Raw genomic sequence first — 17,193 nt, 5'->3', positions numbered from 1 at the left:
CGGGCGGAAAGGCCGCACAAATTCATCCAGTGCCGTCATTGCGAGCGGCAAAGCCGCGAAGCAATCCAGGGCGCCACGCAATGGGCCCTGGATTGCCACGGAACCTTCGGTCTCTCGCAATGACGAGATAGGCTTACTGCTTTTCGAAAGCGGCCGCGATGTCCAGATCGACCGTATCGGTCACCATCGGAACGGCATAATTCACGTTGAATTCCGAACGCTTGATGCGTGCGGTGCCCTTGAAGCCGACGGTTTCCTTCTTGCTGAAGGGGTTGGCGCCGGCGCCGGTGAATTCGGCATTGATCGTCACCGGCTTGGTCACGCCATTGAGGGTGAGATCGCCAGTGATGGTGGCCTTGTTTGCCCCGGCAGGAGCAACCGAAGTCGACTTGAAGGTGGCGTCTGCCGCTTCGGCGCCGAAGAAATCGGGAGCCTTGCCGTCCTTGCCGGCCGACAGCAGGTGCGCGGTCAGGCCCGGATTGGCGGTGGTGACCTTGGATACCGGGATCGTCATCTCAACCGAGCTGGCAGCGACGTTCTTGGGATCGAGGGTCAGCGTGCCCTTGATGTTGCCGAACAGGCCGAAATAGTCGGAGAATCCGAAGTGATTCACCTTCCACCCGACTAGAGTGTGGCCCGGATCGGCCGCGTAGGTGCCGCCAGTGACGAGAGAAGCATCGGCTTTGCCAGGCCCGCCGAGATCGCCGTTCTGCGCCTGCGCGCCCACGACGTAGAGCAGGGCCGCGCCGGTGAGCGCCGCGATACCCATCTGAACTTTACGCATCCTTGAATTCCTCCCTTTGAGTTTAGCCCATGGAATGGATGGCCGGCACCTTGGCGTGCCGGTTTGATAAAGTCTACTGCCCATGCGTCTGACGCGCAGGACGGATAACAGAACGCCGCCGGCGGGGATATGATCCCGCCGGCGGCGCATGTTTCCGCAAAATGGAATGCGGATCAGTTCTTGGTCTGGTCGACCAGCTTGTTCGCGCCGATCCAGGGCATCATGGCGCGCAGGCGGGCGCCGGTCTGCTCGATCGGGTGAGCGGCAGCTGCCTTGCGGCTCGCCTTCAGTTCGGGCTGGCCGGCGCGGTTGTCGAGCACGAAGTTCTTCACGAAGCGGCCGGACTGGATGTCTTCCAGCACCTTCTTCATTTCCCACTTCGTTTCTTCGGTGATGATGCGCGGACCGGTGACGATGTCGCCATATTCGGCCGTGTTGGAGATCGAATAGCGCATGTTGGCGATGCCGCCTTCATACAGCAGGTCCACAATCAGCTTGGTTTCGTGGAGACATTCGAAATAGGCCATTTCCGGGGCGTAGCCAGCTTCCACCAGCGTTTCGAAACCGGCCTGGATCAGGTGAGTGATGCCGCCGCAAAGCACGGCCTGCTCGCCGAACAGGTCGGTTTCGCACTCTTCCTTGAAGTTGGTTTCGATGATGCCGCTGCGGCCGCCGCCGACGCCCGAAGCGTAGGCAAGGGCGATGTCATGCGCATTGCCGCTGGCGTCCTGATGGACGGCGATGAGGCACGGCACGCCGCCGCCCTTCACATATTCGCCGCGCACGGTGTGGCCCGGGCCCTTGGGCGCGATCATGATCACGTCGATGTCCGACGGGGCTTCGATCAGGCCGAAGTGGATGTTCAGGCCGTGGGCGAAGGCAAGGGCGGCGCCCTTCTTCATGTTGCCCTTCAGGTCGTTTTCCCAGATCGCGGCCTGATGTTCGTCGGGCGCGAGGATCATCAGGATGTCGGCCCATTCAGCCGCTTCCTTGTTGCTCAGCACCTTGAAGCCTGCTGCTTCGGCCTTTGCGGCCGAGGCCGAGCCGGGACGCAGCGCAATGGCCACTTCCTTCACGCCGCTGTCGCGCAGGTTCTGCGCATGGGCATGGCCCTGGCTGCCATAGCCGAGGATGGCGATCTTCTTGCCAGTGACGAGGTTCAGGTCCGCATCGGCGTCGTAATAGACTTTCATTTTCTCATTCCTTCCGTCGCCCCATCCCGGCGGGGCTCAATTCCATGAATTCGGGTTGGCCAGAACGGTCGGCCAGCCCGATACGCGCAGACTTGCGCGATTTCGACCCCTAAAATGCCCCCGTCAGGAACCCTCGGGCCCGCGCATCATGCCGATCACGCCGGTACGGCCGACTTCGACCAGCCCCAATTCGCGCATCAGCGTGACGAAGCTGTCGATCTTGTCCGGCGTGCCGGTGAGTTCGAAGATGAAGCTCTGCGTTGTGGTGTCGACCACATTGGCGCGGAACACATCGGCCAGACGCAGGGCTTCGACCCGGTTCTCACCCTTGCCGGCCACCTTGATAAGCGCCAGTTCGCGCTCGATATGGGGGCCTTCCTCGCTCAGGTCGATCACCTTGTGCACCGGCACCAGACGTTCAAGCTGGGCGTGGATCTGGTCGATCACGGCCGGCGGCCCGTTGGTGACGATGGTGATGCGGCTGACCGCGTGGTTCTCGGTGATGTCCGCCACGGTCAGGCTATCGATATTATAGCCACGCGCGGTGAACAGGCCGGCAATCTTGGCAAGAATCCCCGCTTCGTTGTCGACGATGATGGTGAGCACGTGGCGTTCGGATGCTCGCTGCTGAATCTTCATTTCGGGCGTCCCTTAAACCAGTGCCTTGGCTTCATCTTCCATCGTGCCCGCAACCTCGTCGCCGTAAAGCAGCATCTCGGTATGTGCGGCGCCCGAGGGGATCATCGGGAAGCAGTTGGCTTCCTTCGCCACGCGGCAATCGACGATCACCGGCCCGTCATGCTCGATCATCGCCATGATGCCGGCGTCGAGCAGGCTCTCATCCTCGATACGGATGCCCTTCCAGCCATAGGCTTCGGCCAAGCGGACGAAGTCGGGCAGGCTGTCCGAATAGGAATTCGAATAGCGGCTTTCATAGGTCAGTTCCTGCCACTGGCGGACCATGCCCATGAATTCATTGTTGAGGATGAACACCTTCACCGGCAGGCGGAACTGGCTGGCAGTGCCCAGTTCCTGAATGTTCATCTGGATCGAGGCTTCGCCCGCAATGTCGATCACCAGCGTGTCAGGATTGCCGAGCTGCGCGCCGATGGCGGCAGGCAGGCCATAGCCCATTGTGCCCAGACCGCCGGAAGTGAGCCACTTGTTCGGCTTGTCGAAGCCGAAATATTGCGCGGCCCACATCTGGTGCTGGCCAACCTCGGTGGTGATGACCGGATCGTGATCGCGGGTGAGGGCGAAAAGGCGCTCGATCGCATATTGCGGCATGATGTCGCCGCTCTTGCTCTTGGCCGGATAGGCCAGGCTTTCCCGCGCGCGCCAGCCTTCGATCCGGGCCTTCCATTCGGAAAGATCCGCGGCCTTGCGCTTGCCCCACACGGTGATGAGCTGTTCCAGCACGGTAGCGCAATCGCCCACGATACCGAGATCGACCGGGACGACCTTGTTGATCGAAGAACGGTCGATATCGATGTGGATCTTGGTCGAACCGGGCGAGAATGCGTCGAGGCGGCCGGTCACGCGGTCGTCGAAGCGCGCGCCGATGCAGACCATGACGTCGCACTGGTTCATTGCCAGATTGGCTTCAAAGGTGCCGTGCATCCCCAGCATGCCCAGCCAGTCGGCATGGTCATGGGGGAATGCGCCAAGGCCCATCAGGGTGCTGGTAACAGGCGCACCGGTGAGCGACTGGAAATGGCGCAGCAATTCGGTGGCCAGCGGGCCGGAATTGATGATGCCGCCGCCCGTGTAGAGGATCGGACGTTCCGCATTGGCGATCAGATCGATTGCTTCGGCAATATCCTCGACGCTGCCTGCCGTCTGGGGCGAGTAGCGGATCTTGCGCTGCACTTCACCGTCATGCCAGGTGGCAGTGGCGACCTGAACATTCTTGGGTATGTCGATCACGACCGGGCCGGGGCGGCCGGTGGTGGCGATCTGGAAAGCCTCGTCGATCGTCGCCGCGAGGTCCGCCGGGTCTTTGACGAGATAATTGTGCTTGGAGCAATGGCGCGTGATGCCGACCGTATCGGCTTCCTGGAACGCGTCAGAACCGATCAGATTGGTCGCGACCTGTCCGGTGATGACCACCAGCGGGATCGAATCCAGAAATGCGTCGGCAATGCCGGTGACGGCATTGGTCGCGCCCGGGCCGGACGTGACGAGCACGACGCCCGGCTTGCCGGTAGAACGGGCATAGCCTTCCGCTGCGTGGGCCGCGCCGGCTTCATGCCGGACGAGGATGTGGCGGATGCGCTTGTCGGAAAACAGCTCGTCATAGATCGGAAGCACGGCGCCGCCGGGATAGCCGAACACATATTCGACGCCCTGCTTGACCAGGCTTTCGACAAGAATAGCCGCGCCGCTCTTTTCCTCGGCCACGTAGAATTCCTTTTTCTTCCTCGGGTGCCGGACCTGTCCGGAACCCCTCCTTGAACGCACCCCGGCGCGATATTTCGCGACGAGGCTTCCTCCTGAATGACCGGCCGGGCGTTCTTCGCCTCTGTGGCTGACCTTTCAATTGAAGACCGGCACTACGCAACGTGCTGCGCCGGCCAGGCCTTCTTTAAAAAAACCGACCCGGCACAGTGGGCTGCGCCGGCCAGTCTTCCTTTAAAAAACCGACCCGGCGCAGTGGGCTGCGCCGGGTCGCCTCTCCATCCGATTGCATGGCTCAGTGAGCCAAACTTGATGGGTCAGCTAGGGGATCGTTTATAACGCGTCAAGGGTTAAATGGGTAATAATCTTTCAAAATAGCCTTTTGCTTGGAAATCGTGTGACTCGAACCTTTGCCAATCTCGCGGAAACTGGTGCTTTGCCCATGTGAATTGCCGCTTCACGTAATTTCGTGTCGCCTGAGAGCCTTTTGATTGCGCATCCGCAAGGCTCCATTCGCCACGGAGAAAGGCGGCAATCTCGGGTACGCCAATGGCGCGCATGACGGGGAGGGCGGGGTCGAGATTGCGGGCGAGCAGTGCGTCGACTTCCTCCACTGCGCCACTCTGAAGCATCTTTGCAAACCGGGCGTCGCAGCGGCGGTAAAGCTCGTCGCGCGGAGGCAGCAGGACGGCTGCATGAAGATCGACCTCGCTGGCGATCCCGCCCTCGCTCTGAGCCTGCCAGAAGGAGAGAGGCTTGCCGGTGGATCGGACGACTTCCAGCGCGCGGGCCACACGAGTGGAATCTGCTGCATCGAGCCGGGCGGCGCGTTCGGGATCTTCGGCCTGCAATGCGGCAAAGGCCTTGCTCACCGGCAGGGCGCGAACTGTCTCCCGCACTTGCGCGTCAATTTCCGGCACAGGGGCGATGCCCTCCAGCAGAGTGCGGATGTAGAGGCCGGTGCCGCCGACCAGTATCGGAACAGCGCCTTGGGCATGAATTGCCGCTATTTCGCGTTTCGCTGCCTCGGCCCAGTCAGCTGCCGAGCAGGCCGTCGCACCGTCCCAGGCGCCGAACAGGCGATGCTCCACACCTTGCATTTCCTCTGCCGAGGGGCGCGCGCTCAGCACTGCCAGATCGGCATAGACCTGCGAGGCATCGGCATTCACCACCACGCCCTTGCGGCCACTTTCGCCAAGGGCGAGCGCGAGCCTTACGGCGAGATCGCTCTTGCCGCTGGCGGTCGGCCCTGCAATGAGCGCCAGCGCCGGCAAGTGGTCGGCCGAATTCGGAGATTGATCCTTGCTCATTGCCCGCCTGATAGCAGACCCTGCCACTCTTTCGGCAAGTCTCGATGCGGCGACTGTCGCGCTGGAACGCGAAGGCATGCGCCTCGCTTTGGCGCAGATGCTGGATTTCTGCGGCGGTGCGCTGGAACTTTCGCTGCCCGAAGGTGACAATGTGGTCCTTCGTGCAGTGCTGGACGAACATTTCCGCCCGTCGGACCTGATCGTTGCCGAAGCCGATTTCCGCATTCCGAACCTGTTCGTGTCCGACATGGATTCCACCATGATCCAGGCCGAGTGTATCGATGAACTGGCCGATTTTGCCGGGATCAAGCACCAGATCGCCGCCATTACGGAACGCGCGATGCAGGGCGAACTCGATTTCGAAAGCGCCCTGCGCGAGCGGGTGATGCTGCTGCGCGACCTTTCTGAAGGGGCTATCTTCGAATGTCTCGATACACGGATCGAGCCGATGCCCGGTGCGCGGGTGCTGGTTGAAACGTTGAAGAGCAAGGGCTGCCGTACCGTGCTGGTGACCGGCGGGTTCCACCAGTTTGCCGATCCGGTGGCCGAATTGCTGGGCTTCGAGCGTGTAGTGGCCAATCGCCTGGCGGTTGAAGGAGGCGTGCTGACCGGCGGCCTTGTCGGCGGTATCACCGATAGCGGCGTGAAGAAGGCCGTGCTGCTCGAAGAAATGGCGGAACTGGGCGAAGAAGCCGTCTCGCTGGCCACCGGTGATGGGGCGAACGACATCCCGATGCTGGAGGCCGCCACTTACGGCGTGGCCTATCGGGCCAAGCCCAAGGCCCGCGCGGCATCCAATGGCTGGATCGATCGCGGCGATCTGACTTCGATCCTCAGCCTGCTGGGAATTCCAGAAAGCGAATGGGTAAGCTGAATTTGGCCACATTATTGACATTGATGTAAGTAAATGTCATCCGTGGCGAATGGACGCTACGGCACACTCGCCCGGCTTCGAATCGGGGGCCGACGGAGACATCCCAGCCGCCTCCAACTGTAGCGGCGGGACCGTCTCGTCTGCCGCGTTGCCCCTGTCCGATCCACGTCGCCCGCAAATAGGGTACCGCCCGCTCAAGGCGTGGCATCACTTCCGGCAGCTGGTGAAGAACAAGGAAGACACTTCCGAGGTCTTCCGCATTTTCGAATCTCTGCCGTGGAAGGGCTTACCCGCCGCCGCGCGCCAGTTCCTTTCTGGGGAACGGGGCAGGGCGATCATGGCGAGCGAGCCTTCGCTGGTCGGGATTCTCGATGATCATGCGGCATTGCGCGCAATGCCTGCGGGCAGCCTTGCCCATGCCTATTGCGATTTCATGGAGAGCGAAGGCCTGACGGCGCAGGGCTTGGTGGACGAATTCGATCGCTTCATGGCGGATCGGCCCGATTATCGCGACCAGATGGCGCTGTATCTGAATCGCCTGCGCGACACGCATGATTTGCTGCATGTCCTTACCGGCTATGGGCGCGATGCCTTGGGCGAGCAATGCGTGCTGGCCTTCACCTATAGCCAGCAGCCCGCGCCTGCCCATTTGCTGATCGCTTATGCCGGCGCGCACGAAATTGCGAAGCGGGCGCCATCCTCGCCGGTCTATCGCGCGGTGCGCGAGGCGCAAAAACTGGGCAAGGCCTGCCCACGGGTGGCGGAACTGGCCGTGCGGGAATGGCTGCCGCTTCCGCTTGAGCAGGTTCGCGCGACGCTGAACATCGCACCGCCCGCCTATTACCGTGAATGCCATCGCATCTGGCAGAAGGCGGGCGTTGATCCCTATCAGGTGCTCAGGCCACAGGCGGCCTGAAGGCTGCTCCCGGCTGTCAGGCCGGGATGTTCGTCAGCCTTCCATCCAGTCCTTGAAGAAGCTTTCATTGGCCGCGCGCAGATCGGCCAGCGAAACGCCTGCCACAGCGTTGCCGCCAACTGTGCCTAGGCGCTGGGCGCCCGGGATTTCCACGCCTGCAGGCGCGGTCACGACATAGCGGCCCTGATCTTCGCCAAAGGCGCTGGCTGCGGTCAGTTCCACGTCCAGCTGAGCGCCGAAGTCGCCAGCCAGCGCCATTTCCGCGATGGCAACCAGCAGGCCGCCATCGGAAATGTCGTGAACGGCAGTAACGGCCTGAGCCTTCACCAGCGCGCGGACTTCGTCGCCATATTTACGTTCTGCAGCCAGATCGACCGGCGGAGGAGCACCCGCTTCGCGGCCCTGCATCTCGCGCAGCCATAGCGACTGGCCCAGATGGCCGGTTTCGCCGCCGATCAGCCAGATCGCATCGCCTTCCTTCTTGAAGGCGATAGTGGCCATCTTCGAATAATCGTCCAGCAGGCCAACGCCGCCAATGGCGGGGGTGGGCAGGATCGCGCTGCCGCCGCCGGTCGCCTTGGATTCGTTGTAGAGCGAGACATTGCCGCTCACGATCGGGAAATCGAGCGCGCGGCAGGCATCGCCCATGCCTTCGAGGCAGCCGGTGAACTGCGCCATGATTTCCGGGCGTTCCGGATTGGCGAAGTTGAGGCAGTTGGTCACGGCCAGCGGCGTGCCGCCAACGGCGCTGATGTTGCGATAGGCTTCGGCAATGGCCTGCTTGCCGCCCTCATAGGGATCGGCATAGCAATAACGCGGGGTGCAGTCCGTGCTGATCGCCAACGCCTTATGCGTGCCATGCACGCGAACCACAGCCGCGTCGCCGCCCGAAAGCTGTAGCGTGTCGCCGCCGACCTGGCTGTCATACTGCTGCCAGATCCACGCGCGCGAGGCGAGATCGGCGCTGCCCATCAGCTTGAGCAGATCGGCGCCCAGATCGGTGCTGGCGGGCAGATCGCCCACTTCGCCGCGCTTGGCCCAGGCCTGATAATCCTCGCGGCTGAGGGAAGGGCGGTCATATTCCGGCGCATCGTCGGCCAGCGGGCCGAGCGGAATGTCGCATACCACTTCGCCGTTGAATTCCAGCACCATGTGGCCAGTATCGGTCACTTCGCCGATCACCGCGAAATCCAGTTCCCACTTGCGAAAAATGGCTTCGGCCATCGGTTCCTTGCCGGGCTTGAGCACCATGAGCATGCGCTCCTGGCTTTCGCTCAGCATCATTTCATAAGGCGTCATGCCTTCTTCGCGGCAGGGCACATTGTTCATGTTCAGCCGGATGCCCGCGCCGCCCTTGCTGGCCATTTCCACCGAGGAGGAAGTGAGGCCGGCGGCGCCCATGTCCTGAATGGCCACGATGGCGTCAGTGGACATGAGTTCGAGGCAGGCTTCGATCAGCAGCTTTTCGGTGAAGGGATCGCCAACCTGCACGGTGGGGCGCTTCTCTTCGGAGTTTTCACCGAAGTCGGCGCTGGCCATGGTCGCGCCGTGGATGCCGTCGCGTCCGGTCTTGGAGCCGACATAGACAATGGGGTTACCCACGCCCGTTGCGGCGCAATAGAAGATCTTGTCCGTATCGGCGACGCCCACGGTCATCGCATTGACCAGGATGTTGCCGTCATAGGCCGGGTGGAAATTGGTTTCGCCGCCGACGGTGGGCACGCCCACGCAATTGCCATAGCCGCCGATGCCCGCGACCACGCCGGAGACGAGGTGCTTCATCTTGGGATGGTCCGGCCGGCCGAAGCGCAGCGCGTTCATATTCGCCACCGGGCGGGCGCCCATGGTGAATACGTCGCGCAGAATGCCGCCAACGCCGGTGGCCGCGCCCTGATAAGGCTCGATATAGCTGGGGTGGTTGTGGCTCTCCATCTTGAAGATGGCTGCCTGCCCGTCGCCGATGTCGATCACGCCGGCATTTTCACCCGGGCCCTGGATCACCCACGGGGCCTGCGTCGGCAGCTTCTTCAGGTGCAGGCGCGAGGATTTGTAGGAGCAATGCTCCGACCACATGACCGAGAAGATGCCAAGCTCCACCAGATTGGGCTCGCGGCCCAGCCTGTCGAGGATGATGGCGTATTCGTCTTTGCTCAGGCCGTGTTCGGCCACGATTTCGGGAGTGATCTGGGACATGGAGCCGCCCTTAGCGCCGCCTATCGCCCTGCGCCAGCCCTTGAAGCCACTTGGCGCGCTTGACCGTGCGGCTTGTCCCCGTCATTGCTCGCCCAACATGGCGGAAAGCTCAGACACTATCGCGGGAATGACCTTCGAAGACGCGCTGCGTGCGCTTGAAGAGGTCGTGAGGAAGCTCGAAAGCGGTGAAGTGCCGCTCGACGAATCGATCACGCTCTATGAGCGGGGGGAGGCATTGCGCATGCATTGCCAGGCCCGCCTCGATGCGGCGCAGGCCCGGATCGAGAAGATCGTGGCCGGGCCGGACGGCAAGCCTTCGGGCACAGTGCCGCTCGATCCCGACAGGGGCGCCTGAGCCATGGCGATCTCCGGCTTGGAGGACGGCGTGCTTGCACGCGGGCTTGAACGGATCGCCATCGATATAGACAAGGCGTTCGACGATCTGCTGCCCTTGCCTGAAGATGCGCGGCGGCGGCTTGTGGAAGCCATGCGCTATGCCACGATCGGTGGCGGCAAGCGGCTTCGTCCGCTGTTGCTGGCTGCTACAGCGGACCTATATGGCGTCGACCGGGCGCAGGCGGTGCGGGCGGGCGCCGCGATCGAGGCAATCCATGTCTATTCGCTGATCCATGACGATCTGCCCTGCATGGACAATGACGATTTGCGCCACGGCAAGCCGACCCTCCACAAGAAGTTCGACGAGGCGACGGCAGTGCTTGCCGGGGATTCGCTTCATGCTCTGGCATTCGAAATCCTGTCGGACCCGCGCATGAGCGGCGATCCCTTCATGCGTGCCGAACTGGTGGTCACGCTCGCGCGGGCCAGTGGGCACGATGGCATGGCAGGCGGCCAGATGATGGACATGGCTGCCGAGACCGAGACTTTCGACCTTCATACGATCACGCGCCTGCAACAGCTGAAGACCGGCGCACTTCTGGGTGCGGCAGTGGAAATGGGCGCGATTCTCGGCCGGGTGCCGCATGAGGGCAGGGCGCATTTGCGCAATTACGCCCGCGACATCGGCCTGGCATTCCAGATCGTGGACGATCTGCTCGACCATGAGGGCGATCCTGAAAAGGCCGGCAAGGCACTGCGCAAGGACGATGCACAGGGCAAGCAGACCTTTGTCTCTCTGCTCGGCCCCGAACGCGCGCGCGATCAGGCCCATGCGCTGGTCGATCAGGCAATCGGCCATCTTGCCGGGCATGGCAAGGAAGCGGATCTGCTGCGGGCCATCGCGCGCTTCATTGTCGAGAGGGATCGCTGAGTGACAGAGCGCATCGGCATCTATCCGGGTACGTTCGACCCGATCACGCTGGGCCATACGGACATCATCCGGCGCGGTGCGAAGCTGGTCGACCGGCTGATTATCGGCGTGACCACCAATCTTGCCAAAGACCCGATGTTCTCGCCGGACGAGCGCATGGCCATGGTCCGGCGCGAAGTCGATGCGCTGGGGCTTGGCAATGTCGAAGTGGTTGGATTCAACGCGCTGCTGATGAAATTTGCCGAAAGCCAGAATGCCTCGGTCATCATTCGCGGCCTGCGCGCCGTGGCGGACTTCGAATATGAGTTCCAGATGGCCGGTATGAACCAGCAGCTCAATCCGAATATCGAGACACTGTTCCTGATGGCCGATGTCAGCCTTCAGCCCATCGCGTCGCGTCTCGTGAAGGAAATCGCGCTGTTCGGCGGCGATATTTCTCGCTTCGTCAGCCCGGCAGTGTGCGAGGAAGTTGTCTCCCGCGTGGAGGAACTGGGCCGCAGGGGTGACTTTTGACCCATTTGGGTGCAGGTGCCATCGTTCATTGAACCGACAGTCCTTCGCCGCTACACCGCGCGGGAAGAGAGTGCTCCGAGAGAACAGTAAGCTTCCATGATCAAACGCCTGACTGCCGCGGCGCTCGCCATCGTCCTTGCCGGTACGCCGTCCTTTGTTGCGGCCGAAGAAGCTGCAGCCGACGCTGCGCCCGCAGCGGCTCCGCGCATTTTCATGCCGGTGAATTTCAACGCGCAGGAAGATCTGGATAATCTCCTGTATCTCGATCTGTCGAACGGCAAGCGCGTCACCATTCGCCTGATGCCCAGCTGGGCGCCTGAACATATCGAGCGGATCAAGACGCTCACCCGGCAGGGATTCTACGACGGGATCATCTTCCACCGCGTGATCGACGGGTTCATGGCACAGACGGGCGACCCTACCGGCACCGGGCAGGGCGGATCGGAACTTCCTGACCTGAAGCAGGAATTCAACCCGATGCCGCATGTGCGCGGCACCGTTTCGATGGCGCGTGCCCAGGGCGAAGACAGTGCGAACAGCCAGTTCTTCATCGTGTTCTATCCGCGCCTCGGGCTGGACCGGAAATATACCAATTTCGGCCGCGTGATCGCGGGAATGGATGCAGTGGACGAGATTCAGCGTGGCGAACCGCCCGCCAACCCCACTCGGATCGTGCAGGCTTCCATCGGTTCGGACCGCAAGGCCCCGCCCGTGATTGCACAGCCTGCACAGGAACAGCTGATCACGGCCGACATGCTGAATGCGGCGGCCGGTTCGGAAGAGGCGCAGTAAGGCGCTTCCCCTCATGGTTTTGCCCGCCTAAACGCGCGCCATGCGTGTTGACCTGTTTGATTTCGAGCTTCCGCCTGAACTGATTGCGTTGCGCCCAGCGCGTCCGCGCGATTCCGCGCGCCTGTTGCTGGCCGATGGCGCAGCTCCGCTGGAAGACCGGATCGTCAGCGACCTGCCCAGCCTGCTGCGCGCGGGCGATGTGTTGGTGTTCAACGATACCCGCGTCATTCCCGCGCAGCTTGAAGGGCGCCGCGGTGAAGCGAAGATTGGCGCGACCCTGCACAAGCGGATCGATTTGCGCCGGTGGCAGGCATTCGTCCGTAATGCCAAGCGCCTGAAGCAGGGCGATATCATTGAATTCGCAAATGGAGTGACCGCGCAGGCCGAAGAGCGGCACGAGGATGGAAGTTGGACGCTGTTTTTCGCCGGCGAAGAACCGGTAGAAGTCTTGCTCGAACGGGCAGGGCAGATGCCTCTGCCGCCCTATATCGCCGGAAAGCGCCCGACAGACGAGGCGGACCGGCGCGATTATCAGACCATGTTCGCTCAAAAGGACGGCGCCGTTGCCGCCCCCACGGCCGCGCTGCATTTCACACCCGACCTGATCGGGGCACTGGATAAGGCGGGCGTAAAGCGTGAGACGCTGACGCTCCATGTCGGCGCAGGAACCTTCCTGCCGGTCAAGGCCGACGACACCGACGAGCACAGGATGCACGCCGAATGGGGTCGGATCGACGCCGAAACGGCTGATCGGCTCAATGCGGCCCGTGCGGCCGGTGGGCGGATTGTCGCCGTGGGCACCACGTCGTTACGCTTGCTGGAAAGCGCGACCGGGGATGATGGCATCGTCCGCCCGTTCGAAGGCGATACGGCGATCTTCATCACGCCGGGCTATCGCTTCAAGGCGATCGACGGGCTGATGACCAACTTTCACTTGCCGAAATCGACCCTGTTCATGCTGGTCAGCGCGCTGATGGGGCTGGAGCGGATGCAGGCGGTCTATGCCCACGCGATTGCGCATGGCTATCGCTTCTACAGCTATGGCGATTCCAGCCTGCTGTTTCCTGCGCGATAAGCCCTGAGCCGACAAGCCAACCGCTGGTCAGGCGACCCGGCGGGTAAGAGGCGTATCGGTATTCTGTTCGTGATCGCGCAAGGAGAGCGGCGTTCGTCCCGGTGAACCCAGGCCGTGGCGGCGCAGCAGTTCGGTGGCCTTGGCGCGGCTGATCGGGCGGGAGAAGATGAAACCCTGCGCATCGGCGCAGCCCATGTCGGTAAGCATCTCGATCTGCTCGGGCGTTTCCACGCCTTCGGCAATCGCGGCAATGCCCAGATCGCGCGCGATCTGGAGAATACCCTTAACGATGGCCGAACTGGGATGTTCGGGCGTCAGTTTGCGCACGAAGGACTGATCGACCTTCAGGATGTCAATCGGCACGGTGAGCAGATGGGTCAGCGCAGCAAAGCCGGTACCGAAATCGTCCAGCGCGACCTTGATCCCGCGCATCCGCAGATCGCGGATGCCAGAGGCGACTACCTGGTCGCGCTGGCCGAGATAGGCGTCTTCAGTAACCTCGATTACCAGATGGTCGAAGGGGATGGCAAACTGGCCGAAGGATTGGTCGATCTTCTCGTGAAGATTGCCGAAGTAAAAATCGGCAGAGGTCACGTTCACGCCGACATGCAGAATGGGCAAGGCCATATCCAGCCAGGACCGGATGTCCTGTGCCACCAGCATCAACACGCGCTTGGTCAGTTCGGCCGAGACGCGGGCATCGGCAAAGGCTTCCTGAAACAGCGACGCAGGCAGCACGCGCCCCGAAGCATTCTTCATGCAACTCAGCGCTTCGAAGCCCACGATCTCGCGGGTGGATAGCCTGACGATGGGCTGATAGCGCACGTCGATCCGGTTGTCGCCCAGCGCATTAATCACGTCGCGCACGGCGTCTCGGCGATAAGTCATGCGGGTGCCGATACCGGGCCAGTAGCGAACGAAGCCGCCGCGCATTGTCTCTTTGGCGTGATACAGGGCGAAATCTGCGTTACGTCGCACTGTGCCGGGCATCACATCGGTGGGCGCCAGCACCGCGCCGCCGATGGTGGCGCGCGGCAGGAACGTGTGGCTGTCATGCTGGACAGGCTCTGAAATCGCATTGAGCAAGGTTTCCGCTGTGCGATAGAGATCCTGCAGGAAGTGCTGGCCCTGAATGATGACGGTGAACTCGTCGCCACCCGTGCGGAAGACCTTGTCGGGCTGCATGGTTTCCGAAATGCGTTGCCCTGCCGCGCGCAGCAGCGCGTCGCCCACATCGTGGCCGAACGTGTCGTTCGTGACCTTCAGGTTATCGATGTCGACGATGAATAAGGCCCATGTGCCGGGCAGTTCGCAGCGAAGCTGGGTCAGTGCCTCGTCAAAGGCTGAGCGATTGGGCAAGCCGGTCAGCCCGTCGATAGTGGCGCGCCGTTCGCGGTCGAGGATGCGTTGCTGGCGGGCAAGGGCCAGTGCACACAGTTCAGCGCAGACTTCCATCAGGTGGAGTTCCGCCTTGGTGGGCACGTGCTTCTCTTCGAAATAGAACGCCAGTGCACCGATGGCATTGCCGGCTTCGTCGCGCACCGGCATCGAACTGCACGCATGCAGGCCCAGCGGTAGGGCGAGCTGCTTGAAGCCGGACCATTTGGAATCGGTTTCAATGTCTTCAACGCAGATGAAACGATTGTGATACATCGCGCTGCCACAGGAGCCGACATCGGGGCCGATCAGCAGCCCGTCCAAAGCGTTGATATAAGCGTCGGGGAAGCTCGGCCCAGCTAGCGGGTGGATCATTCCAGCCGGATCGACCGAAACGACGGAGCAGCGCCCGGACGAAAAGAAGTCTTCGGCACCGGTGCAAAGCCGATCCAGTATTTCCTTGAGCGGACTGCCTTTGGCAATCTGCTCGAGAATAGTGTTCCTGAACTTGAGCAAGGACGGATTCCAGCCAGCACCCTACAACCGGGCGTCGAACATAATTCTACAGACAATTAAAATTTGCATTAACAGCCGGGCTGCCAACGTAAATTCTGACCGTTGGAGAGTGCGCAGCCGCTTCGTTCGAATGGTTAGCACCGGGTTTCAGCGACGATCCTGAGGCAGATTTGCGACTGCATCGCATTCTTTGCTTCGGGTTCTTGCAATGCGGCCATGGGACGCCAATCTCTCGCCGGTGACTGATACGATTCTAGACATTCAGGGCCTTTCCAAGACCTATAAGGGCGGGCTCAAGGCGCTGGACGGCGTCGATCTTCAAATCCGCAGGGGCGAGATTTTTGCGCTTCTGGGGCCTAATGGCGCGGGCAAGACCACGCTGATCGGCTCAGTCTGCGGACTTGTGCGGCCCACAGGTGGCTCGATCACGGCATTCGGCACGGACCTGTTGCGCAACTGGCGCTCGGCTCGTGCGCGGATCGGGCTGGTGCCGCAGGAACTGGCAACCGACATGTTTGAGAAGGTCAGCCGTACGGTCGGCTTTTCGCGAGGCCTCTTCGGCCTGCCGCCCAATCCGGATCGGATCGAGGAAGTGCTGCGCTCGCTGAGCCTGTGGGACAAGCGCGATGCGCAAATCCGGGCGCTTTCGGGCGGGATGAAGCGCCGTGTGTTGATCGCCAAGGCGCTGGCGCATGATCCCGATCTGTTGTTCCTCGACGAGCCGACTGCGGGTGTCGATGTCGAACTGCGGCGCGACATGTGGAAGCAGATCGGCGCGTTGCGCGAACGGGGGACGACCATCATCCTGACCACTCACTATATCGAAGAGGCCGAGGAAATGGCTGATCGGGTAGGGGTGATCAACAAGGGGCGCATCCTGCTGGTGGAAGATACCGCCACGCTCATGGCGCGCATGGGCCGGACCGAGGCTGTGTTCAGCCTGGACGAGCCGCTGCCCGAAATTCCTTCCGCGCTGGCAGAGTTCCCGCTGCATCTTGCGGAAGACCGTAAGTCGATAATCTATCGCGGCGGTGACGGTACTGGGCAGGGCAAGCGCGAAGTGGCGGATCTTACCCGCGCCTTGGTGGCGCAAGGCATCGTCTACACCGCGCTCGACATTCATGAATCATCGCTGGAAGACATTTTTGTCGATCTGGTGGAGCGTAAGCAGGAAGGGACCGGCCAATGAGCGCGCATTCGGGCAGCGCCCCCATCCTTAACTGGCGCGGGGCATGGGCGATCTTCAACAACGAGTTGATGCGTGCCTTCCGTACGTGGATCGGCTCGATCTTCTCCCCTGTGCTGACGACGTCGCTCTATTTCATCGTCTTTGGTGCCGCGATCGGATCGCGGATCAATGAAGTGAACGGCGTATCCTACGGCGCTTTCATTGTCCCCGGCCTGCTGATGCTTACCCTGCTGAGCGAAAGCACGAATAACGCCAGCTTCGGCATCTATATGCCGCGCTTCACTGGCGCGATTTACGAGCTGCTTTCCGCTCCGGTCGGTTTCGTCGAAACGCTGATCGGTTTTGTCGGGGCTGCGGCGGTGAAGTCGCTTATCCTGGCTGCGATCATTCTGGTGACCGCGACCGTCTTCGTCGATTACCAGATCGCCCATCCGATTTTTGCGCTGGGCTATATCCTGCTGATTTCGGCATCCTTCTCGCTGTTCGGTTTCATCCTCGGCATCTGGGCCGACGGGTGGGAACGGTTGCAGATCGTGCCGGTGTTGTTTCTCACTCCGCTGACCTTCCTTGGCGGCACCTTCTATTCGATCGAGATGCTGGGCGAACCGTGGCGCACCATCGCGCTGGTCAACCCGATCGTCTATCTGGTGAACGGGTTGCGCTGGACCTTCACCGGCCATTCGGATGTGGGAATCTGGGTCTCGCTGGGCATGACGATGGCGTTCCTCGCACTTTGCATAGGAACCATCGCAATCATCTATCGCACTGGGTGGCGCCTGCGCGACTGAGGCGCTATG

At 61.9% G+C, this 17,193-nt stretch carries 16 protein-coding genes; 9 read left to right on the top strand and 7 right to left on the bottom strand.

All coding sequences use genetic code 11. The annotated features are described in order from the left end of the window. Positions 1-133: 133 nt before the first annotated feature. The 5 genes from SZ64_RS06145 to miaA all read right to left on the bottom strand — a co-directional run bounded on the left by SZ64_RS06145 (position 134) and on the right by miaA (position 5,684). Positions 134-784: a YceI family protein gene (locus tag SZ64_RS06145; RefSeq protein ID WP_054530009.1), complete on the bottom strand. Its 651-nt coding sequence runs from the start codon at positions 782-784 to the stop codon at positions 134-136. 173 nt (positions 785-957) lie between these two features. Next, entirely contained in the window at positions 958-1,977 is a 1,020-nt protein-coding gene (ilvC, locus tag SZ64_RS06140; protein WP_054530008.1) for a ketol-acid reductoisomerase, read from the bottom strand. A 123-nt stretch (positions 1,978-2,100) separates the two neighbouring features. Further along, positions 2,101-2,616, bottom strand: coding sequence for an acetolactate synthase small subunit (ilvN, locus tag SZ64_RS06135; RefSeq protein WP_054530007.1), 516 nt, complete (start codon positions 2,614-2,616; stop codon positions 2,101-2,103). Positions 2,617-2,628: 12 nt separating this feature from the next. Then, on the bottom strand, positions 2,629-4,377 hold the full coding sequence (gene ilvB, locus SZ64_RS06130; protein ID WP_054530006.1) for a biosynthetic-type acetolactate synthase large subunit: 1,749 nt from the start codon (positions 4,375-4,377) through the stop codon (positions 2,629-2,631). Between the two features lie 347 nt (positions 4,378-4,724). Beyond that, positions 4,725-5,684: a tRNA (adenosine(37)-N6)-dimethylallyltransferase MiaA gene (gene miaA / locus SZ64_RS06125; protein WP_054532120.1), complete on the bottom strand. Its 960-nt coding sequence runs from the start codon at positions 5,682-5,684 to the stop codon at positions 4,725-4,727. Here miaA and serB point away from each other — a divergent pair. Beyond that, entirely contained in the window at positions 5,677-6,558 is an 882-nt protein-coding gene (gene serB / locus SZ64_RS06120; RefSeq protein WP_054530005.1) for a phosphoserine phosphatase SerB, read from the top strand. The genes miaA and serB overlap by 8 nt on opposite strands. A gap of 49 nt (positions 6,559-6,607) precedes the next feature. Continuing rightward, the gene (locus tag SZ64_RS06115; RefSeq protein ID WP_082384452.1) at positions 6,608-7,474 is read left to right on the top strand and encodes a Coq4 family protein; all 867 of its coding nucleotides are present in this window, start codon (positions 6,608-6,610) and stop codon (positions 7,472-7,474) included. Between the two features lie 33 nt (positions 7,475-7,507). On the opposite strand, the gene purL is transcribed toward SZ64_RS06115, so the two are convergent. Continuing rightward, complete coding sequence (purL, locus tag SZ64_RS06110; protein WP_054530004.1) at positions 7,508-9,667, bottom strand: phosphoribosylformylglycinamidine synthase subunit PurL; 2,160 nt, start codon at positions 9,665-9,667, stop codon at positions 7,508-7,510. A 97-nt stretch (positions 9,668-9,764) separates the two neighbouring features. Here purL and SZ64_RS06105 point away from each other — a divergent pair, with 97 nt between their 5' ends. The 5 genes from SZ64_RS06105 to queA all read left to right on the top strand — a co-directional run bounded on the left by SZ64_RS06105 (position 9,765) and on the right by queA (position 13,314). Further along, positions 9,765-10,022, top strand: coding sequence for an exodeoxyribonuclease VII small subunit (locus SZ64_RS06105; protein WP_054530003.1), 258 nt, complete (start codon positions 9,765-9,767; stop codon positions 10,020-10,022). A 3-nt stretch (positions 10,023-10,025) separates the two neighbouring features. Next, positions 10,026-10,934, top strand: coding sequence for a polyprenyl synthetase family protein (locus SZ64_RS06100; protein WP_054530002.1), 909 nt, complete (start codon positions 10,026-10,028; stop codon positions 10,932-10,934). Then, positions 10,935-11,447 carry a pantetheine-phosphate adenylyltransferase gene (gene coaD / locus SZ64_RS06095; protein ID WP_054530001.1) on the top strand — a complete coding sequence of 171 codons (513 nt, stop codon included), beginning with the start codon at positions 10,935-10,937 and terminating at the stop codon, positions 11,445-11,447. A gap of 96 nt (positions 11,448-11,543) precedes the next feature. Then, entirely contained in the window at positions 11,544-12,239 is a 696-nt protein-coding gene (locus SZ64_RS06090; RefSeq protein ID WP_054530000.1) for a peptidylprolyl isomerase, read from the top strand. Positions 12,240-12,279: 40 nt separating this feature from the next. Next, complete coding sequence (queA, locus tag SZ64_RS06085) at positions 12,280-13,314, top strand: tRNA preQ1(34) S-adenosylmethionine ribosyltransferase-isomerase QueA (RefSeq protein ID WP_054529999.1); 1,035 nt, start codon at positions 12,280-12,282, stop codon at positions 13,312-13,314. 27 nt (positions 13,315-13,341) lie between these two features. Here queA and SZ64_RS06080 read toward each other — a convergent pair whose 3' ends face one another. Continuing rightward, complete coding sequence (locus SZ64_RS06080; protein ID WP_082384451.1) at positions 13,342-15,207, bottom strand: EAL domain-containing protein; 1,866 nt, start codon at positions 15,205-15,207, stop codon at positions 13,342-13,344. 238 nt (positions 15,208-15,445) lie between these two features. Here SZ64_RS06080 and SZ64_RS06075 point away from each other — a divergent pair, with 238 nt between their 5' ends. Further along, positions 15,446-16,396: an ABC transporter ATP-binding protein gene (locus SZ64_RS06075; protein WP_241772992.1), complete on the top strand. Its 951-nt coding sequence runs from the start codon at positions 15,446-15,448 to the stop codon at positions 16,394-16,396. Next, the gene (locus SZ64_RS06070; RefSeq protein WP_054529997.1) at positions 16,393-17,184 is read left to right on the top strand and encodes an ABC transporter permease; all 792 of its coding nucleotides are present in this window, start codon (positions 16,393-16,395) and stop codon (positions 17,182-17,184) included. The genes SZ64_RS06075 and SZ64_RS06070 overlap by 4 nt, the downstream gene beginning before the upstream one ends. Positions 17,185-17,193: the final 9 nt, after the last annotated feature.

It is taken from the genome of Erythrobacter sp. SG61-1L (genome assembly GCF_001305965.1).
Classification (GTDB): domain Bacteria; phylum Pseudomonadota; class Alphaproteobacteria; order Sphingomonadales; family Sphingomonadaceae; genus Andeanibacterium.
This window is presented reverse-complemented; position numbering and strand designations above follow the sequence as displayed.